Origin of the sequence: Gemmatimonas sp., assembly GCF_044344655.1 — a bacterium.
In the GTDB taxonomy this organism is placed as follows: domain Bacteria; phylum Gemmatimonadota; class Gemmatimonadetes; order Gemmatimonadales; family Gemmatimonadaceae; genus Gemmatimonas.
Map to the genome: position 1 here is coordinate 21,295 of NZ_JBIJCN010000002.1, position 18,539 is coordinate 39,833.

An 18,539-nucleotide genomic window follows, 5' to 3' on the forward strand; every position below is an offset into this window, starting at 1 on the left:
CCGTGTCGCTCACGGTGGTGGCCGGTCGTCTCACGTGAGATAGCCCCCGTCGACCATGTACACCCCGCCGGTGCAGTACGCCGAGGCATCCGATGCGAGAAAGAGCGCGAGCCCCGCGACATCATCGGGCACACCGATCCGACGTAGCGGCTGCTGTCCCAGCACCTTGTCGGCGATCGCGTGGTCCTGCCAGAGGGCGGCGGAAAACTTCGTCTTGATGAGCCCGGGGCAGATCACATTGGCACGAATGCCGTCCGCCCCCCACTCCTGCGCCATAACCTTGGTAAGCGACACCAGCGCCGCCTTGCTCATGCTGTAGAGCCCGAGGCCGGCCTCGGGGGTGACCCCACCGATGCTCGAGATATTCACCACCGCACCGCCGCCGCGCTCCACCATGATGGCGTGCGCCGTCTTGCACAGCTCGAGCGGCCCCTTCACGTTGACCGCGAAGATCTTGTCGAACGCCTCATTCGTGGCGCTCTGCAGCGGCCCGAACATCGGATTGGTCGCGGCGTTGTTGACGATGATGTCGATGCCGTCGAATTGCTCCACCGTGCGCGCGGCCAGTTCGTGCGCGTCGGCCGGTGTGCCCATATTGGACGCGAGTCCCGCCACCTCATGCCCTTCGGCACGCAGCGCCTGCACCACGGCGTCCACATGATCCACCTTACGGCTGGAGACCATCACCCGGGCGCCGGCGCGGGCGAGGGTAGTGGCGATGGACAAGCCAATACCGCGCGTGGCGCCCGTGACAATCGCCACCTTGCCGTCGACACGAAAACGGGAGAGCACGTCGGCACCCGCCGGCGTGAGGGGTTCATGCAAATCGTGCGTGCTCATGGGAGTACCCCCGTCAGAATCGGTGAATGACCACGCTCGCAATGTGCACTACCGACTGGGCAACGTCACGTCGAGCCGCTGCACCCGCCCGAGCGATGGCGCGACGATCCGGCCCTGCATCCGTTCGAAGTGCTGAATGACGAGGTCAACCGTACGCGGTGCGGCGGTGGGCGTCTGCTCGAGCGCGCGACAGGTCGGTGCCGCCTCGGGAATGCGGTAACCATCGCCGCTTCGGCAGGCGGGGTACGTTACGAACGTCAGCCGCACAGTATCGGAGGGCGCGATGACGCGGCCGTCGTCCCGCCGAAGGTCACCCACCACCCGCGACCCACTCGGCAACCGGGCGTCGAAGGCAAAACGCACCCCGCTCACCTGCGGATAGGGGCCACTCCCCAGCCCACCGAGACGGACTCCCGTTTCAAGCAACGCCCGCAGGCGGGCACCGGTGATCGGGAAGGTCACGGCCCGTGTTTCGTCGGCAAAGAGGAAGATCCCCTCCACCTGATGCTTCGAAATGGGCCCTGCCGCCATCACATCGTCGAAGCGCAGCGCGCCCGAATTGATCATTGCCACGTCGGCCTTGGTGCCAACGCGCATCGCATCGGCGATCATGTTGCCGAAGCGGCTCTCGCGCTTGCTGACGGAGTCGACCGCGTTGATCGGCTCCGGCGCAACGCCCAGCACCCGATCCGGACCGATGCGACGTGTGAGCGTATCGCGCCAGCGCTGCACCGACGCCGCGGTCGCCGGGTCCTCGCGCATCCCCTGGCCGATCTCGAAGACCTGATCGCGCGCGCGCCATCGTGTGGCGGCGCCTCGGCCCTCGCGCGTGAAGGTGACGAGCACCGCCGTGCGCGCGTTGGAGACCGCCTTCACCAGCAACCGGCCCTCGTGGGCCATGCGGCGGCCGTCATGCTCATGGCCGCCAAGAATCGCATGAATGCGCGGCTCGCGGTATAGCGTGGCGGAATCCTCGAAGATGAAGCGATGGGTGAGCCCCACCACCAGTTCGGCGCCCTGCGACACGAGCGTATCAACGAGCCGCGTGGTGGCGCTGTCGGCGTCACGGCAGGTCACCCAGGCCGGATAATCACGCACCACGGTCGTCCCGAAGATCCCCACCTTCACGCCGGCCAGCCGCAGCGTGTCCCACCCCTTCACGCCAGGAAAGGGTGCGCCACCGGCCTCGCCACAGTTCGCCGAGAGCCATGGGAAGCGCGATTCGCCAAGCCGGGCCACAAGACTGGCGCGCGAATTGTCGAACTCGTGGTTCCCGAGGGTGGCGAAATCGAGCCGGGCCGCGTTGAAACCGTCGACCATCTGCGCACCCATGTACCACTTGCTCAGCACACTGGGGCTCAGCACGTCACCGGCGAGCACGAACAGCACCCGCGAGCGTGTTGCCTGTTCGATCGAATCCCGCAACGCCGCCACACGCGCCAGCCCACCCTTGCCGTCACGCAGTGTGTCGGTCACGTACACATCGTTCACGAGCAGCAGGCGCACCACGCCATCGCTGCCGGTCGGCCCCGGCGACACGGCGGACGACGTCGTCCCGCCGCACGCCCCCACGAGCGCCGCGCCCCCCACGGCGAGACTCGTCATCGCGACCTGCAGCCACTGCCGCACCTTACCCATGGTCACCATTCGACAGACCTCGCGGGGGGGACTGAGACGCGCTCAGGTCACACGGGCCGGGTCGATACCGCGAATGGCGAACACCCGCGCCACCGACTGCCCGATCTTGTTGTTGGGCGTGCTGGCGCCGGCGGTGATACCCACGCGCAACGGACGGTCCGTGGGCAGCCACGGATGCATCGTGTCCTCGAAGTGCTGCTTGTGGATGCGGCGGTACCGGATGCTGTTGCCGTCCACGTCGATGTCGTCGGGATCGGCAATGTGATACGTGGGCACCTGCTCGGCGCAGAGCGCCGCGAGCGAGATCGTATTGCTGGAGTTGTAGCCACCCACCACGACCATCAGGTCGAGCGGTTCACGCAGCAAATCCACCACGGCATCCTGGCGGTCCTGCGTGGCGCTGCAGATCGTGTCGAAGGTGCGGAAATGCTCGGCGCGGTGCGACTCGCCGTAGGCGCGCGCCATGGCGTCTCCCACCGCGGCACCGATCGCCAGCGACTCGCGCGCCAGCATGGTCGTCTGGTTGGCCACACCGATGCGGTCGAGGTGCACATCAGGATCGAAGTCGTCCGACGCCGAGACGGCGAACTTCTCGAGAAATGCGTGCCGTGAGAGCGGCGCCCGCGGTGTGGGACGCCCCGCCTTCGCCTCGATGTAGTCCATCACCAGTTCGGCTTCGGCCATGTCGCGCACCACGAGATACTGCCCGCCGGAGTACTTCTCGACCTGCGAGGCCGTGGCCCGCGTTTCCTCGTGGTAGTACTTGCCGTGAATGAGTGAGGTGAAGCCGTCGCGCGCGTACACCTCCACGCGCTTCCACACGTTGAGCACCGACCCGCAGGTGGTATCCACGATCACGCAGCCGAGGTCGCGCAGCGTCTGGAAGTCCTGGATGGTGACCCCGAAGGCGGGGAGAATCACCACATCGTCCGGGCGCACGGGCGAGTAGTCGAAACCCTTGCCGCTGGCGGAGAGAAACACCACGCCCATTTCTTTGAGCTTGGCGTTGACATGCGGGTTGTGGATGATCTCGCCCGCCAGGAAGATCCGCTTGTGGGGAAACTTGAGCCGCGTCTGGTAGGCGTAGTCCACCGCGCGCTCCACACCGTAGCAGAAGCCGAACTCGCGGGCGAGCCGGATGGTCGTGTCTCCTGCACTCAGCGTGTATTCGCGAGCGATGAGGAGATCGACCAGGTTCCCGGTGTAGTCGGCAGCCAGGGTGTCCTGCACTTCGGCCTTGAGGCCGAATCCCTTGCGGACGTAGGTCGAGGCGGAGGTGTCGGGGGTGCTGTTGGCCATGTCGGAATCTAGTCGCCGCAGGCCGCCCGGGTGACGGTTCCGGCGGGGGTCAGGCTGGGCCGGGCGCCGGCGCGTCCGTGCAGTGGTACGGCGCCAGCCGATCGCGGATGATGCGCGGCAGCGGGCGCTTGCCGAACGTGTCGGCGGTGACGCAGACGATCACCAGCGTCACTCTGGCCACCGACCGCCCGGTCTCCTGCTGCAGGTCCATGGTCAGGGTGAGGGAGCTCTCCCCCAACCGGGAGACCCAAATCACCATCGTCAGGAGATCGTCGATCCGCGCAGGGGAGAGAAAATCCACGGCGAGGTGCCGCCGTGGCATCCAGATCTCCGGCTTCTCGAAGATGAAGGCATAGGGCAGGCCGGCCGCCCGCAACAGCTCCTGCTCGGCCATCTCGAGGAATCGGGTCACGGCGCTGTAGCGCATGATGCCGACGAGGTCCACATCGGCCCAGCGGACACGATCGGTACAGCGGTACGGGGCGGGCAGCGCGTCAGGCATGTGGCGGCGGACTAGGGGACCAATTGTGACAGGCCGGTAAGGGAAAGCCCTCTGGCCGACAGGCGGATTCCCGGTGAACCTCAAGCTATGTACTCGTCCATCCTGGTGCCTTACGACGGCTCGGCGCACAGCGCGCAGGCCCTTCCGGTCGCGACCGCGCTGGCGCGGCGCACCGGCGCATCCGTGCAGCTCGTGATCGTGCACGATCCGAGCGCCTACATCCCGTTCGTACCCGGGGAAGTGGCCATCCCGGTCTACGATCAAGAGCTGGTGCACGCGCACCGTGAGCGGGACCAGCGCGTACTCGACGCCGCGGTGCACCACCTGCAGAGTCAGGGCGTCGGCGCCTCCGGTATGCTCTTGGAGGGTACGGTCGTCGAGGCGCTGGAGGAGCATGTCGAGCGGACCCACCCCGGACTCGTGGTGATGACCACGCACGGCCGCAGCGGCTTCGAGCGGCTGCGACTGGGGAGCGTAGCCACGGCATTTCTCACGCGAGCCACGGCCCCCGTGCTCCTGGTGCGCGGCGCCGGCAGCGAGCCCGCCGGCGACCACCCGGCGCTCCCGTCCGGCAAGCTGCTCTGCACCCTCGACGGCTCGCCATTCGCCGAGTCCGTCCTGCCGCACGCTCGTGCGCTGGCCGAAGCGCTGGGCATGTCGCTGCACCTGATCGCCGTGACTGTGCCGCACGCCGTATCGATGGCGCCATTCGGCACCGAGGCGCTCCTCGCAGACGACAGCGCGCTGCGGGTCGAGGAGCATGTCCGCGAGGAGTATCTCCATCGGATGGCCGCCACCTGCCCCGTCGGCACGACGGTCCATGCCCTCACCGATATGAGCGCATCCCGCGGCATCCTCGAGTGCGCCAACGACGACGCCGTGGGGGCCATCGCGATGGCGACCCACGGCCGCGGCGGCGTCAAGCGCTTCGTGCTGGGGAGCGTGGCCGACGAAGTGATTCGACACGCGCATGTGCCGATGCTGGTGTATCGGCCGCCCACCTGATCGATCGCGGGCCGCGCGAGGCACCATTGTCGGCGTTACCGCCGCCCGCCCAACGGGATTACCGCCGGAGGGTGGTCATCGACCCTCGCCGTGCCGCGCCCGATGTCGTGCCGCCTTGGCCCGGTTGCCGCAGGTCCCCATGTCGCACCAGCGACGCAGTCCGTTCTTGGTACCGTCGAGAAAGACCCGATGACAGCGTGGGTCGGCGCAGCGGCGCACGCGCGGCAGTTCGTCCTCGATGAGTGAGTCCGCCGCCGACTCGACGATCGGGATCATGAGCCCCGCGAAAGCATCGCCCGTGGGCACGAAGATGCGTACGAACCCGCCGTCGGGGCCGGGATCAAGGCGACGCGTGCCCGCACTGCGTCCCAACACCCGGTTGATCTCCACGATGGCGTCATCGCGCACCCGCTCGTTGTGATCCCCCCGTTCGGCGAGCGCCCGTAGTGCGGCGCGAACGCGTCGGGCATCGACGAGCGTGGCCGCCGCGGCCGCCGGTTGCAGCACGGCGCGACGGCGGATGCCAGAGGCGCGCTCCTCGTCTACCGCGGCCTCGTCCTGCAGCCAGGCGAGCAATGCCTCGAAATCCCGCAGCAAATCGCCCCCGGGCATTTGCGCGGCGGCGTCGGTATTGACGAAGTCGAGCCAGAGTCGTGTGCGAGGTGGCACCGGCCCCGGAGGCCGCTCGCGCGAATCGGCCCGCCGCGGATCGTGAGCGGAGACGGGCATATGGTGGTTGCTGTTCGCAGGAGGTTACTTGTCCACATCCCGGCAAGCAAGCGCTTTACCGGTTACGTCCGCACCGTACCGCTCCGTTCGCTCTTTTGCACTGCCCTATGCCTTTTCGTCAGGTCATCGTCGGGTCCACCAATCCCGTCAAGATCGCCGCCGTGCGCGCGGTGCTGCTCCGACTCGATCCGAACGTGCAGGTGGAGGGGATGGCCGTGGTGAGCGGCGTACCCGATCAGCCGATCGGTGATGAACAGACCCAGGCGGGCGCGCGGCAGCGGGCCGTCGCCGCGCTCGCCGCCCGGCCACACGCGGAGATCGCGGTGGGGTTGGAGGGCGGGGTGATCGTGTTGCCCGACGGGCGCATGCGCACCTGTGCTTGGGCAGTGGTTGTGGACCGCGAGGGGCGCGACGGGGTGGGCGGATCGTTGTCGATGCCGCTCCCCGATCGGGTAGCCGCGCGCATCCGTGCCGGCGAGGAGTTGGGGCACGCCATGGATGCGGAAGCGCGAACCGTTGGCACCAAACACGGACGTGGAGCCGTGGGGATACTCACCGCCGGCCTGGTGGACCGGCAACAGGCCTACGAACCGCTGGTGGCCTACGCGTTGGCGCCATGGTTGGCTGGCGAGTTCTACGCCTAGCCCCTGGGAGCGCGCAAAACGCAAAACCCGGAACCCATCCGTGATGGGTGCCGGGTTTCGGGTTCGGTCGGTGGTGACGTCGAGCGTCAGGCGCTCATGAGGGTGGTCACGGAGGGCGACAACACGGCATGCACGACCGACTGCTTGAGGTAGCCCATCTCCACGGCGTAGTCGGCGAGCTTCCGCTGCAACAGGCGACGACCGCGGAAGAGGCGCGACTTGACCGTACCTTCCGGTACGCCGAGCACGTTCGCGATCTCCGCGTAGCGCAACCCCTGCAGGTCGCTCAGCACGACCGCTGACCGGTATTCCTCGGGGAGCGACCGGATGGCGCGCGTGATTTCCTCGTCGAGGAAGGAGTCGTAGAACTTACCTTCTGGATCGGCTTCCCCGACGGCCTCGAACAGCGCCCATCCCTCGGTATCCTCCGGCTGCTGCACCTCGCGCGCATCGATGCGGCGCTTGCGGCTCACGAACACGTGATAGAGGATCGTGAAGAGCCACGCGCGGATGTTGGTGCCGAGGTGATACTGCTCCCAGCGCTCGAGGGCGCGGAGCAGCGTGTCGGAGACCAGATCCTCGGCGTCATCGCGTGAGCGCGCGAGTTTGAGCGCGAACGAATACAACGCATCCAAGTGAACGAGCGCCTCGCGCTCGAACTGGGCACGACGCGCCGCACGCTCCTCGAGGGAGAGCGCGGGGGCGGGCTGGGACTCACTGGTGGCGCCTGCGCGCTCCACCACTGCCTGCGTCATCACGTCGTCGTTCATGCTCACCATGGTCCGTCTCCAAAGCCGCGCCCTGCGCGACCGTCGCCGTCAGCTACCTCTGCGCAAACCGACATGCTCACGCCAGAGTCTTCGTCATGCATCTGCACCGGCCGTCTCGTGCCTACTCGAGAGCCCGGCCGTGCTGCATGGCCGCACCGTCGCGGACATGCATGGCGATGAAGCGTTTGAGATCCGCCGCGATCCCTTCGAGCACTGACAAGTCGCGTTTGACTCGGGTCATGAGCACGGCGCCCTCGAGCGCCGCGATGATGAAGCGCGACAGCCGCACGGCATCGACGTCATCGTGCAACTGCGGACGTGCTTCCCAGAGCAGGGAGCGGATCTGACTCGCCCACCGCTCGAAGACGGCCTCGATGCGCACCCGGAACCCCTCGTGCGCATCGGCCAGTTCTGCCGCAAGGTTGCCGAACGGCGACCCGCGGCGACCACCACTCTCCGACTGCAGCGCCACTACGGCATCGATGAAGAGATTCAGTCGCTCGAGCGGATCGATCATGGGCTCGCGCAGAATCGCCAAACCACGCTCGGCAAATCGCTCGAACTGGCGGTTCAGCACTTCGTAGCCCAGCTCTTCCTTGGACTTGAAGTAGTGGTAGAAGTGACTCTTCCCACTGAGTTTCGCGCCCTTGATGACGTCGTCCACCGACGTGGAGGTGAATCCACGCTCGGAGATAAGCGTTGCGGCGGCGTCGAGGATCTGCGTGCGTCTGTCTGACATCGTGCGCATACGTTAGGACCAAGTAGTCCAATGCGCAAGGGGGCGGTTTGCTGGCACGCAAACCTTTTCATTGTCGTGACTTAGGGTTTTTCGATCAATTCAGACCGGTCGACGAACAACCTCCGGAACCCACAAAGATTGGACCGATCGGTCCTATCGAGGGCCGGGAGCGGTCGGGGGCGCCTCGTGCCGCTGCCTCCGTAGAAGGACTGGGCCGTCGGCCCGACCCTGACGCTCAGCGGTGACCGCGACCCTTGCCGGGATGGCGATGCCCGCCGCCCTTGCCGCCCCCTCGCCCGCCATGGCTCCCAGGACGGCCGCCTCCAGGACGGCCGCCGCCAGAACGGCCGCCACCTGGACGGCCACCGCTGCGCTCATGGCGGCCGTGACCGCGCACCTCGCTTCGTTGGGCGCTACGATCGTGAGCGGCACGCTCCTCGTCGGTGAACGGCAGGTCCAGCTTGTCCTGCAGCGCCAGCAGGTCGTCGGCGCGGACCGCACCGCGCTGTCCGCGAGGGACGATGAAACGCAGTGCACGGTCGAGCGTGGGGAGCTCCTCATGCACCAGGGTGCGCGCCAGCTTCTCCGGCAACCGCAGCCGCGCGACGGGAATGCGCCCGCCGTCGTGCTCCTCTACGTCATAGTCGATCGACACCGTCCGATCGCGGATCTCCACGGCCCCAGGCAACGCCCGCGCCGTGGCGAGCTGCGCCTCGGTCACGAAGTCGCGACGGTCGATCAGCATGGCGAGCGCCCGGATCTCCTCCCAGCTCGCGGCCTCCCCCATGTGCGCCTCATACCAGGCAGTAAGCTCGGCCTGCCCAAGCCGCGGCGTGATGCCGCCGAGGCGACGCCACACCTCGCGGATCTCTTCCACCACCGGCTGATTGCGTCGCACGGCACTGTGCCGGAGCTCTCCCCGTGCCGCCGCCTCGGCCAGCAGGTGGCGCGCCCCCGCCGCGTATTCCGGCGGAAACACCGGGAGTGGCTCGCTCTCGCGCGACAGTTCGAAACCGACATAGGTCACGCGTCGCCGCAGCAGCACAGGCGAGTGCTTGCGGTCCGCGTCGAGCGCAAGTTCAGGCTCGTGCCGCTGCGCATACTGCCGCACGAGATCCATCGAGAGCTGCGTGCCCTCGATGCTCGCGCGCGGGATGCCGAAGCGGTCGGCGAAGTAGCGAAGCGTACCAGCCACCGCCCCCCACGAGCCGCACACGCTGGTCTTTGACACCCGGGCCTCGTGCCCGTCGACGGTCTCCTCCTCGATCACGAGATCGAAGGGCATGAAGCGCGCGAGCAGGTCGCCGAACGTGCGGTGCATCGCGTGCCCCGCGATGGGCAGTGTTTGGGGCAGCGGCATCCCCACGCTGCGATACACGCTGGCCATCGCCAGCGCCGCGTCTTCGAGCGACTTGACCAACACACCGCGGTTCTCGGCCCAGTGTGCGATGCGCTCCGCCTCGAACATGTGGCGCGGCAATCCGTACACTTCGCCGATGTACCCCGCCACGCGGAAGGCCTCGGCGTACACGTTGTACGCGGTGAGGTGATCACTGCCGCGCACCACCAGCCCCTCGAGATCGCGCCCCTCGCGCGTCATGCGGTGCAGCGACTCGATGCCGCTCATCACCGCGAGCGCGGGCAGCAGGTCATCGTCGGCGTTCACGATGAGCTCCCCCCACGCGCGCTCCACGGGGAGCTTCTCCACGGCGCGACCGTAACCGGTGAGCCGGCCGTTTTCGATCAGGCCGCGCGACTCGAGATGCGCGAGCGCTTTGCGATAAGCGGTGCGGTCGAGCGGTACCGGCAGATCGAGGGTATCGGCGCGCACGCCGAGATCGGCGCAGGTGAGGGCGACACGCTCGCTGTCACCGGCAAGCTGGAACTCGGGTTCGGTGGGACGCAGCGCCGCAAAGCGGATGTCGCGATCGCTCAGGATGTACACACGCCCGCCCTCCACGCGACCGTGCACGCGCCCCGCCATCTGCAGGATCTCGTTGGCGCCGAGATTCACGCGCGTGAGCACGTTGCGACCGCGATCGATCACGTTGGTGAAACGCGTGTCGTCGATGATGACGGTGTCGAGCCCCGGCACATTCAGCGCGCTCTGCCCCGCTGCCGTCATGGCAAGGAAGAAGGGCTTGGGCACCACCCCCTCGAGAAAGGGGCGGATCACACGAATGGGCTCACCACCGTGGTAGTGCGCCGCGGTGATGCGTGGAAAGCGCGCGCGCACCCACTCGGCCGCCTCCTCCACGCTCGCTCGCGTGGGCATGAAGATCGCTACGCCACGTTCGCTGCGCGCGAGTTTCTGCAGGAACCGGTCGTCGAGGAACTGGAGTGGCTGCTTGCGCTCCACGTCGACCTTGGCCGCCTTGGTCGCATCGAACGCGGAGACCTGCAGCACTTCTGCGCTCTCGAGATAGCGCGCGTAGAAGGTCGGATCGACCGTGGCGGAGAGCCAGATGTAGCGACATCCCACGCGCTTGCCGAGCGCGAGGCAGAGTTCGAGCTCGGCGCTGGTCTGGTGGATCTCGTCCACGACCAAGGTGTCGGTGGCCAGAATGTCGCCATCCTGGAACCAGCGACGGGCGATGCCGGTGGTGACGATGACGACGTTCCAGCTCGGAGTCTCGGGCGTAGCCTCCCGCTCGCGATTGACCACGCCCACGCGAAGGTCGGTGGTGCCGAGGATCGTCTCCGCGATGGGGCGAATGGCGAGGGTTTTTCCGGTGCCGGTGCCGGCGACGATGCCGAAGCCGTCGCCACTCGCGGCCAGCCGCCGCAGATCGACACCGCGGGTGCGCTCGAGAAAGGTGTCGAGGTGCAAGCCGACGGCGAGTTCGATGGTCTCGCACGCGGCGCGTGTGGGTGCGATGACGATGACGCGGCCGGTACTCGGCTTGGCCGCGAGGTAGGTCTCGCGGTCGGGCGGCAGAAAACGATCGGTGGTTTCTCTCACGCGCTCAATCTACCCCGGGACGCTCTGGGTCTGGGGCGGGGTCTGGGGCGGGGTCTGGGGCGCCCCGGCCCCTACCGCTGGATCAGCTTGACCCGCTGTCCGCCGCGGAACACCTCGACTCGGTCCGCCCGACCATCGCGGTTCACGTCCGTCCACACCTGCAGCAGCTCCCCCGCCCCATCGAGAAAGATGGCCCGCCACGGCACCCCGCCCCGCCCCTGATCCGGGATGCGTACGGCGAATTCGTTGGTGCCGAGCCACTGCATGACCTCGCTGCTGGGACGCCCCTCGATCACCTCGAGCGCGCTGCGCATCGGCGGGAGTACCTGCGGATAGGCGCGCGAGGCGAACTCCGGGAGATCATCGCAACGGCCGTCCGTGTCGCGGTCCGTGCACACCGGCGGCCCGTAGCGCAGGTCGTCGCACCAGCCATCACCATCACGGTCGAGACACACCGATGAGCCCGTCCCGGGCGGGTTGCGGCCTGGCACGAAGTAGCGCGGATCGTTCACCACCCCCGGTACCACCACCCCCCCGGGCGTCACATACCCCGCGCCGGGCCCGGCGTGTGACCCGATGGGCCCAGCCTGTGACGATGCCGTGCCCGGATACGACGAAGCCGGCGAGGTCATCGCCGGCCGGTCGCCGTACAACTGTTCATCGGTGATCTTCTTGGCGTCCCACGCCGCCCGCCCCCGCGGATCGACCAACGATAGATCGGGTGGAACGAGCGGCGGCCCCTTCTTCGGCTCCGTCCCGCGCAGCGTCCTGACCGGGAGGTCGTCGATCTTCTTCCCCTTCGCCTTGTCGGGGCCGTAGATCACCCGCGCATTGGCCGGCCGGTTGCGCACCGCGGCGGCGCAGTCGGTGGGTGCGGGCTGCTGCTGCGGCGGGACCCCGTCGATCCAGACGCGGCACATCCCCGCCGGCGGCTCGAACTCCTTGGGGACGCCACTCTTGTCGTCGCGATTCGTGTCCTTCGACTGCGCCATGGCGCTGCCGGCCGTCACGGAGAGACTCAGGACGATCGCTGCCGCCATCAGGCGCTTGGGCATTGTCGTGTGAAACTGCATCCGCACGTCCTCCAACAGGGACCTCGTTCGCGTCCGCCGTGAACGCCCCCTGGATCACCCGCAGATCACCGGGGCAGAGGGGGTGTCATACCCGGCCGGAGCGGCCAGCTGACCGGAAGTATCGGCACGACACTACCCTACGAACAGGGGGAGGATCCGCGTCGCACGCACCGCCCTCAATCCCCAAAGCTGATCCCGATCATCCGGGCCGTCTGGACGATGTCGTGCTTCGGGTCCACGCGCTTCGTCTCGCGCAGGACCTCGTCGATCGGAATCGTCACCAGATGCGGCGACTGCAGCGCCACCATATGTCCCCACTTCTTGTCGGCCACGGCCTGGACCGCCGCCGCACCGAAGCGCGTGGCCAGCAGACGGTCGTAGCCGGTGGGCGAACCGCCGCGCTGCAGGTGCCCCAGCACCATCGCGCGTGTCTCCTTTCCCGTGACGCGCTGGATGTCGAACCCCAGACGCTCGGCGATGCCGCCGAGCCGGCGATCTTGCCCGGGGAGCGACGCCCCGATGATCGATTCATGGCCTCCCTTGGGCTTCGCCCCCTCGGCCACCACCACGATGCTGAAGCGCTTTCCGCTCGCATCACGCGTCATGATCTTGTCGCAGACCTTTGCCAGCTCCCACTCGATCTCGGGAATCAGGATCACGTCGGCCGTACCGGCCACGCCGGCGTGCAGGGCAATGAAGCCGGCCTCGCGCCCCATCACCTCGAGCACCATGACGCGATCGTGCGACTCAGCGGTCGTGTGCAGCTTGTCGATCGCTTCCATCGCCGTGTTCACGGCCGTGTCAAAGCCGAAGGTCGTGACGGTCCCCGCCACGTCGTTGTCGATCGTCTTGGGGACACTCACCACCCGCACGCCCTTGGCCGATAGCTGCTGTGCGATCTTGAGCGACCCGTCGCCACCGATCGAGATGATCGCCTCAATGCCAAGGTTGCGGGCGTTCTCTACGAGCTCGTCCGACCGGTCGATGTGCGTCCAGCTCCCATCCGGCTGCTGGAGGGGATAGGCGAACGGGCTGCCGCGGTTGGTGGTCTTGATAATGGTGCCGCCCTGGCCGGCGATGCCGCGCACGCTGTCGACCGTGAGTGGCACAATCTCGTCCTCCCCCAGCAGCCCGGCGAAGCCACGCTTGATACCGAGGACGTCCCAGCCGCGGGTACGCGCCGAAAGGACGGCCGCCCGAATGACCGCATTGAGACCAGGGGCGTCACCGCCGCCAGTGGAGATGGCAATTCGCATGTTTCTGTAAATGACGTGACAGAGGGCGAAAGCCGTAATGTACCCTCGCGACCCGAATGGAGGGAAAGGGGCCGGGGACACCACAAGGCCCCCCTCGGCAACGTTTCGGTGACAGCAAAACCGGGCCAGTGTGCTACGGTAGCAGGCCGTTCACCCGGAGCGTCCTGTGTTGCGTCCTCGTTTCCCGCGGCCCTCGAGCCCCCGGCGCCCACCCCGTGGGAGCAGGCGTGGCACCACCGTGATTGAACAGCTGCTCATCATGGCCATCCTGGCCGTGGTGTCGACCCTTATGGTCGCCAGCGGCCTGCCCCTCCTCCAAGCGGCAGCGGTGGAAACCGCCACGCGGGAAACCGCCGACCTGCTGGCCTACGCCCGCGACCACGCGGTGGCGGCCAGCACGCGGACGGCGGTGCGCTTCGATGCGCCGCGGGGGGATGTGCTCGTGCACGTTGGGCCCGACACGATCGCTCGCGGCAGCTTCGCGCGGACGGGGGTGCAAATCTCCGCCTCCCGCGACTCCATGGCCTACGCGCCCTCTGGGTTGGGTGTGGGCGCGGCCAACCTGCGCATTATCCTGTCACTGGGGGCGCGCGCTGACACCATTACGGTGTCGAGGCTGGGGCGAGTGAGCGTGCAATGACGGCCAGCCGAGGCGCGCGCGCCGGCCTCACGTGCCGAAATCGAACCCCGGCACCGAGACGCGTGGAATCTCCTGCCCGATCACCCGCTCGATCGTGCGCACCATGCCGATCTCCTCACCCGACATGAACGTGTACGCATCGCCGGTGCTGGCGGCACGGCCGGTGCGGCCGATGCGGTGCACATAGTCTTCCGGCTGCTGCGGCACGTCGAAGTTGATCACGTGCGTGATGCCACTGATGTCGAGGCCACGCTGCGCGATGTCGGTGGCCACCAGCACACGCAACTTGCCGCTCTTGAAATCCTCGAGCGCCTGCATGCGCTCCCGTTGCGACTTGTCGGCGTGCATCGCACCCGCCTCGATACCGGCGCGGGCGAGGTCGCGCACCACGCGATCGGCACCGCTCTTGGTGCGCGTGAACACCAGCACCGTCTCGTGATCGTTGTCCTTGAGCAGGTGCACCAGCAGGTCGTTCTTGCGCGTGCGCGGCACGGGGTAGACCGCATGCTTGACCGTGGTGGCGGCCGACGAACGACGCCCCACCTGCACCACGATCGGCTTGCGCAGGTACTTACGACCGAGCGCCTCCACTTCGGGAGGCATCGTGGCCGAAAAGAGCAGCGTCTGCCGGTAGCGCGGGATCTGCTCCACGATGCGGTTGATCTGCGGCGCGAACCCCATGTCGAGCATGCGGTCCGCCTCGTCGAGCACCAGCGTCTCGAGGTAGCTGAAATCCACGTTGCGCTTCTCGAGGTGATCGAGCAGCCGGCCCGGCGTGGCCACCACCACATCGACACCACGGCGCAGCGCCTTCTCCTGCGGTTCGTACCCCACACCGCCGTAGACCGGGATGCAGTCCACCGGAGCGTGCTTGGAGTACTTCTGGACGCTCTCCTCCACCTGCAGGCAGAGTTCACGCGTGGGGGTGAGCACGAGCACGCGGGTGCGGCGCGGCCCCCCCAGCAGGCGGTGCACCACGGGCAACGTGAAGCTGGCCGTCTTGCCCGTGCCCGTCTGGGCGAGGCCGATCAGGTCGCGACCCTTGAGGGCGAGCGGAATGGCTTCGCGTTGAATGGGGGTGGGGCGTTCGTACCCGGCATCGTGCAGGGCGTCCAACAGGGGCTGCGCCAGCCCAAGGTCGGCGAAGGTCACATCGCCGACGAGCGTATCAGGATCGATGACTGTCATGTGTAGTCGGGAAAGCTAATCGCCGGACCGCCCGCCCGGGCAAATCCGTCCGATCGGCTTTCCGGACCCTCGGCCGCGCTCAGCTCCCGTAGAGCAATTCCAGCTCGCGCCCGGCCAACTTGGCCACCAAGGCCAACCGGAAAGTCACATCGGCCGACAGCCCCACCGCCGGCGTGCCGGCCGCCTCCCCATCGTGGAGCGGCAGCACTGGCCACGACCAGGCCGGGACCTGCGCCGGCATCACCACCGAACGCGGTGGGGTCCACATCCCCTTTCGGTCGCGGTCATCGAGGGTGCGGTCGAGCAGCTTGACCCACCCCTCGTGGCGGGTGAGCAGGCCCAAACGCGCCATCGTCTCCAGCCAGGCCAGCGCACTGGGCATGTCACTGTCGAGTGCACTGCGCGTGGCGAGGAAATCGCCCATCACCAGCTGTGGCTGCTCGACGATTTGTTCCCCGACCTGCTGCACGATCGCCTGCCGCGGCCACGACTGCGTGAGCCAATCGTACAGGCGATCCATGAACGGGGCATGCTCGCTACGGAACTGGGGCATGTGGGCGAGCATCACCAGCAAATGGAACGACGGCGGGGTACTCTCCGAGGGGAGCACATGCTGGTTCCCCACGCGTACCCACGGCTTGAGCGCCGCCGACGAGCGAAGGAACGCGTCTACGCGCACGACCAGCCGGCGCGCCGCCCCCCGCAGACGGGGATCCTGTTCGTGACCCGCCTGCGCGAGTGCCGCTGCTGCCGCCTCGCGCAGCATCAGCCGGCCACGCAACACCCGCTCCTCGTCGTCACCGGCGGGGCGCAGCTCCCCCATGAGGATGGGATCGCTGTCCTCCGCCAGTAGGCGGAACAACAAACGCCGAGTGGCCTGCATGCCGGGCGTCTCCGGATCCCACCCCAGCTCGAGCAGGCGGCGATACGCGGGAATGGTCCCCACCCCGTCGAGCGACGTGCCCTTGGGGGTCGTCAGCCAGCCGCCAGGCCACATCCCCTCGCAGTCCTGCAGCCCCAACAGGTGCCACCCCAGACGGCTGCCGTACGGCACCATCGCCCACCCCGATGACGGAACCGCCTGGCCCAGCACGTCGCGGAGCAGCCGATAACGGACGGCCGCTCCCCCCTGCGCGAGGAGCCGGCCGACCGGGACCGGCACGGGCGGCGGCGGCGGCGGGGCGGGGACAAACACCGGGCGAGGGACGGTCAGTTCGCCGGGAACAGTGAGTTCCGACGACTCCGGCACGGGGCGCGTTTCGGGAGGAAGGGTCACAATTCCGCTATTGTACGCGCAATTGGCAGGTTCGCCAGAGGGGGACCAGCCTCTCGTCCCACGAATCCGCGCCCGGGTGGTACCAGTACGCCGACCGCGGGAACGGCCAAAACACCGCAAGTGGTGGCGAATTAACGGTTTGGCTCCGTGGTGCGTCTAATGGGTATCGGGCGCGCGCCGACGCAAGCGCGTAGACGCCATGCGCCCATGCGCTCCCCACAACTCTCCGACGCCATGAAGCACTCCCTTCGCATCCTCGCGGCCGCGGCCGCCCTCGCCGTGGCCACGCCCGCCTTCGCTCAGGGCGGCGGCGGTGGCGGTGGCGGCATGGGCCAGATGTCTCCCGAACAGATGATCGCGCGTCAGAAGGAGCGCATGTTCGCCGGCATCACGCTCACCGCCGAGCAGTCCGCCAAGGCCGACACGGTCATCATGAACGGCATGAAGCAGATGATGGAAATGCGCCAGTCCGGCGGGATGAACCGCGAGGCCATGCAGGAGATGAACACCAAGCGCAACGAGGCCCTCAAGGCCCTCCTCACTGATGAACAGAAGAAGAAGTTTGAGGAGAACCTTGCCGCCATGCCGCAGCGGCGCGGCGGTCAGTAAGCCACAGAGCGCCGGCGTCGGCCGGCAGTCACGGTAGACGAGGGCATCGGTTCCGCTGGGGACCGGTGCCCTCGCCCCGTTTGAGGCATTAGGCTTCGCAGCGCATGCCGAGTCCGGCACTCCCCTCTCTCGACCGCTCCTGAATGCGCGGCGAATTCGTGGACCTCGACGGGGTCCGGTTGTATTGCTACGCCTTCGGGCATCGCGGCGCCGGCCATCCAATCGTGCTCGTGCATGGATCTTTCACCTCCTCGCACCTGTGGCAGCACGTGTTGCCGCGGCTGCCCAAGGGCCACCGCGTCCTCGTGTTGGACCTGCTGGGGCATGGCCGCAGCGATCCACCGCGAGCCCGCGACGGTGCGGCCGGCATGACGGTCGCTGCCCACGCCACCAGACTCGAGCAGCTCCTCGATGTGCTTGGTGTGCAGGAAGCGATGCTCGTGGGCCACGGCATGGGAGCCGCCGTGGCTGCGCGGGTGGCGCACGAGCAGCCAAGCCGCATCGCCCACCTCATGCTGGTGAATCCGACCGTGCTGGACGCCCGCGCCGACGAGGCGCTGCTCAGCCGCCCGGTGCGCCGGGTGGCGGCGTTGGTTCCGCTCTGGCGGCGACTCGCTCCCGCATGGCTGGCGTCGGCACTCCACTATGCCCTGCTCCCTGGCTTTGCCCACCGCGATATGGGCGCGCGCGCGCTCGACGTGTACCTCAAGCCATTCCGGCTACGCGAGGGGCGCGATGCCGCCTGTGCCCAGCTCACGGCGCTGGACTGCTCGCGCGGCGACACCGAGGAGGTCCTGCGGCCCGGTGCCATTCAGTGCCCCACGGCCGTGGTTCTCGGTACCGCTGATCCGTTTCTCGACCGTGCGCGTGCGGCGCGCCTCGAAGCGTCGTTGCGTACGGCCACGAACCATCCGCTGTCGATCCACCGGCTCCCGGGCGTGGCCCACATGGCCCCGGAAGAAGCCCCCGACCGCCTAGGCACCCTCGTGGGGGACCTGCTGACGCAGTGAGCCCCTGCATCCCATTCCGACACTCCACGTCTCCCGCGATATGACGAACCGACTCGACAGCATGCGTGCCATGGCGGCCCGGCAGCCCAACAACCCCCTCGTGCGCTTCGGGCTCGCCAACGAACTCCTCAAGGGCAACCTGCTCGAAGACGCCGTGGTCGAGCTCTCGGCCTACCTCGCGTCGTACGACGACGAGGGGAACGGCTGGCTGCGCTATGCCGATGCGCTTGCGGCGCTGGGCCGGCACGATGAGGCGCGCGCGGCGTGCCACAAGGGCATGGACGCGGCCGCGCGTTACGGGCACGGCTCGATGGTGCAAGAGTTCGAGGAGCGTCTGCGCTGAGCGGGCGATCCGCCGT

Annotated in this window: 18 protein-coding genes; 6 read left to right on the top strand and 12 right to left on the bottom strand. The window is 67.8% G+C overall.

The window, feature by feature from the left end; all coding sequences use genetic code 11:
- Positions 1 to 30: 30 nt before the first annotated feature.
- From ACIQ51_RS01170 to ACIQ51_RS01185, 4 genes are read right to left on the bottom strand one after another with little or no spacing between them, the layout of a single operon-like run.
- Positions 31 to 840: an SDR family NAD(P)-dependent oxidoreductase gene (locus ACIQ51_RS01170; protein WP_396203165.1), complete on the bottom strand. Its 810-nt coding sequence runs from the start codon at positions 838 to 840 to the stop codon at positions 31 to 33.
- A gap of 48 nt (positions 841 to 888) precedes the next feature.
- Complete coding sequence (locus tag ACIQ51_RS01175; protein WP_396203166.1) at positions 889 to 2,487, bottom strand: bifunctional metallophosphatase/5'-nucleotidase; 1,599 nt, start codon at positions 2,485 to 2,487, stop codon at positions 889 to 891.
- 33 nt (positions 2,488 to 2,520) lie between these two features.
- Positions 2,521 to 3,777, bottom strand: coding sequence for a 4-hydroxy-3-methylbut-2-enyl diphosphate reductase (locus ACIQ51_RS01180; protein WP_396203167.1), 1,257 nt, complete (start codon positions 3,775 to 3,777; stop codon positions 2,521 to 2,523).
- 49 nt (positions 3,778 to 3,826) lie between these two features.
- Entirely contained in the window at positions 3,827 to 4,279 is a 453-nt protein-coding gene (locus tag ACIQ51_RS01185; protein ID WP_396203168.1) for an acyl-CoA thioesterase, read from the bottom strand.
- Positions 4,280 to 4,366: 87 nt separating this feature from the next.
- Between ACIQ51_RS01185 and ACIQ51_RS01190 the strand changes: the two genes are divergently transcribed.
- The gene (locus ACIQ51_RS01190; protein WP_396203169.1) at positions 4,367 to 5,284 is read left to right on the top strand and encodes a universal stress protein; all 918 of its coding nucleotides are present in this window, start codon (positions 4,367 to 4,369) and stop codon (positions 5,282 to 5,284) included.
- A gap of 75 nt (positions 5,285 to 5,359) precedes the next feature.
- Here ACIQ51_RS01190 and ACIQ51_RS01195 read toward each other — a convergent pair whose 3' ends face one another.
- A complete protein-coding gene (locus ACIQ51_RS01195) occupies positions 5,360 to 5,953 on the bottom strand; it encodes a CGNR zinc finger domain-containing protein (protein ID WP_396203170.1) in 594 nt (197 codons plus the stop codon).
- 167 nt (positions 5,954 to 6,120) lie between these two features.
- Here ACIQ51_RS01195 and ACIQ51_RS01200 point away from each other — a divergent pair, with 167 nt between their 5' ends.
- The gene (locus tag ACIQ51_RS01200) at positions 6,121 to 6,657 is read left to right on the top strand and encodes a DUF84 family protein (protein ID WP_396203171.1); all 537 of its coding nucleotides are present in this window, start codon (positions 6,121 to 6,123) and stop codon (positions 6,655 to 6,657) included.
- A gap of 86 nt (positions 6,658 to 6,743) precedes the next feature.
- Here the strand turns inward: ACIQ51_RS01200 and ACIQ51_RS01205 are convergent, their stop codons facing one another.
- From ACIQ51_RS01205 to ACIQ51_RS01225, 5 genes are all read right to left on the bottom strand, one after another.
- The gene (locus ACIQ51_RS01205) at positions 6,744 to 7,436 is read right to left on the bottom strand and encodes a sigma-70 family RNA polymerase sigma factor (protein ID WP_396203172.1); all 693 of its coding nucleotides are present in this window, start codon (positions 7,434 to 7,436) and stop codon (positions 6,744 to 6,746) included.
- Positions 7,437 to 7,548: 112 nt separating this feature from the next.
- Complete coding sequence (locus tag ACIQ51_RS01210; RefSeq protein WP_396203173.1) at positions 7,549 to 8,166, bottom strand: TetR/AcrR family transcriptional regulator; 618 nt, start codon at positions 8,164 to 8,166, stop codon at positions 7,549 to 7,551.
- 235 nt (positions 8,167 to 8,401) lie between these two features.
- A complete protein-coding gene (locus ACIQ51_RS01215) occupies positions 8,402 to 11,128 on the bottom strand; it encodes a DEAD/DEAH box helicase (protein WP_396203174.1) in 2,727 nt (908 codons plus the stop codon).
- A 71-nt stretch (positions 11,129 to 11,199) separates the two neighbouring features.
- Complete coding sequence (locus tag ACIQ51_RS01220; protein WP_396203175.1) at positions 11,200 to 12,183, bottom strand: hypothetical protein; 984 nt, start codon at positions 12,181 to 12,183, stop codon at positions 11,200 to 11,202.
- Between the two features lie 194 nt (positions 12,184 to 12,377).
- Positions 12,378 to 13,457, bottom strand: a complete 1,080-nt coding sequence (locus ACIQ51_RS01225; RefSeq protein ID WP_396203176.1) for a 6-phosphofructokinase — start codon at positions 13,455 to 13,457, stop codon at positions 12,378 to 12,380.
- Between the two features lie 238 nt (positions 13,458 to 13,695).
- Here ACIQ51_RS01225 and ACIQ51_RS01230 point away from each other — a divergent pair, with 238 nt between their 5' ends.
- Positions 13,696 to 14,097: a Tfp pilus assembly protein FimT/FimU gene (locus ACIQ51_RS01230; RefSeq protein ID WP_396203177.1), complete on the top strand. Its 402-nt coding sequence runs from the start codon at positions 13,696 to 13,698 to the stop codon at positions 14,095 to 14,097.
- Positions 14,098 to 14,124: 27 nt separating this feature from the next.
- Here the strand turns inward: ACIQ51_RS01230 and ACIQ51_RS01235 are convergent, their stop codons facing one another.
- Both ACIQ51_RS01235 and ACIQ51_RS01240 read right to left on the bottom strand, forming a co-directional pair.
- The gene (locus ACIQ51_RS01235) at positions 14,125 to 15,285 is read right to left on the bottom strand and encodes a DEAD/DEAH box helicase (RefSeq protein ID WP_396203178.1); all 1,161 of its coding nucleotides are present in this window, start codon (positions 15,283 to 15,285) and stop codon (positions 14,125 to 14,127) included.
- Positions 15,286 to 15,364: 79 nt separating this feature from the next.
- Complete coding sequence (locus ACIQ51_RS01240; RefSeq protein WP_396203179.1) at positions 15,365 to 16,561, bottom strand: hypothetical protein; 1,197 nt, start codon at positions 16,559 to 16,561, stop codon at positions 15,365 to 15,367.
- Between the two features lie 234 nt (positions 16,562 to 16,795).
- On the opposite strand from ACIQ51_RS01240, the gene ACIQ51_RS01245 reads away from it, so the two are divergent.
- The 3 genes from ACIQ51_RS01245 to ACIQ51_RS01255 all read left to right on the top strand — a co-directional run bounded on the left by ACIQ51_RS01245 (position 16,796) and on the right by ACIQ51_RS01255 (position 18,523).
- Complete coding sequence (locus tag ACIQ51_RS01245) at positions 16,796 to 17,170, top strand: hypothetical protein (protein ID WP_396203180.1); 375 nt, start codon at positions 16,796 to 16,798, stop codon at positions 17,168 to 17,170.
- 143 nt (positions 17,171 to 17,313) lie between these two features.
- Entirely contained in the window at positions 17,314 to 18,180 is an 867-nt protein-coding gene (locus ACIQ51_RS01250) for an alpha/beta fold hydrolase (RefSeq protein WP_396203181.1), read from the top strand.
- Positions 18,181 to 18,220: 40 nt separating this feature from the next.
- A complete protein-coding gene (locus ACIQ51_RS01255; RefSeq protein WP_396203182.1) occupies positions 18,221 to 18,523 on the top strand; it encodes a hypothetical protein in 303 nt (100 codons plus the stop codon).
- The last annotated feature ends 16 nt before the right edge of the window (positions 18,524 to 18,539 follow it).

Excerpts from the sequence above, each read along its gene's own strand:
- ACIQ51_RS01170 (WP_396203165.1), bottom strand. The coding sequence starts at position 840 with ATGAGCACGCACGATTTGCATGAACCCCTCACGCCGGCGGGTGCCGAC.
- ACIQ51_RS01175 (WP_396203166.1), bottom strand. The coding sequence starts at position 2,487 with ATGGTGACCATGGGTAAGGTGCGGCAGTGGCTGCAGGTCGCGATGACG.
- ACIQ51_RS01180 (WP_396203167.1), bottom strand. The coding sequence starts at position 3,777 with ATGGCCAACAGCACCCCCGACACCTCCGCCTCGACCTACGTCCGCAAG.
- ACIQ51_RS01185 (WP_396203168.1), bottom strand. The coding sequence starts at position 4,279 with ATGCCTGACGCGCTGCCCGCCCCGTACCGCTGTACCGATCGTGTCCGC.
- ACIQ51_RS01190 (WP_396203169.1), top strand. The coding sequence starts at position 4,367 with ATGTACTCGTCCATCCTGGTGCCTTACGACGGCTCGGCGCACAGCGCG.
- ACIQ51_RS01200 (WP_396203171.1), top strand. The coding sequence starts at position 6,121 with ATGCCTTTTCGTCAGGTCATCGTCGGGTCCACCAATCCCGTCAAGATC.
- ACIQ51_RS01205 (WP_396203172.1), bottom strand. The coding sequence starts at position 7,436 with ATGGTGAGCATGAACGACGACGTGATGACGCAGGCAGTGGTGGAGCGC.
- ACIQ51_RS01210 (WP_396203173.1), bottom strand. The coding sequence starts at position 8,166 with ATGTCAGACAGACGCACGCAGATCCTCGACGCCGCCGCAACGCTTATC.
- ACIQ51_RS01220 (WP_396203175.1), bottom strand. The coding sequence starts at position 12,183 with ATGCCCAAGCGCCTGATGGCGGCAGCGATCGTCCTGAGTCTCTCCGTG.
- ACIQ51_RS01225 (WP_396203176.1), bottom strand. The coding sequence starts at position 13,457 with ATGCGAATTGCCATCTCCACTGGCGGCGGTGACGCCCCTGGTCTCAAT.
- ACIQ51_RS01235 (WP_396203178.1), bottom strand. The coding sequence starts at position 15,285 with ATGACAGTCATCGATCCTGATACGCTCGTCGGCGATGTGACCTTCGCC.
- ACIQ51_RS01245 (WP_396203180.1), top strand. The coding sequence starts at position 16,796 with ATGAAGCACTCCCTTCGCATCCTCGCGGCCGCGGCCGCCCTCGCCGTG.
- ACIQ51_RS01250 (WP_396203181.1), top strand. The coding sequence starts at position 17,314 with ATGCGCGGCGAATTCGTGGACCTCGACGGGGTCCGGTTGTATTGCTAC.
- ACIQ51_RS01255 (WP_396203182.1), top strand. The coding sequence starts at position 18,221 with ATGACGAACCGACTCGACAGCATGCGTGCCATGGCGGCCCGGCAGCCC.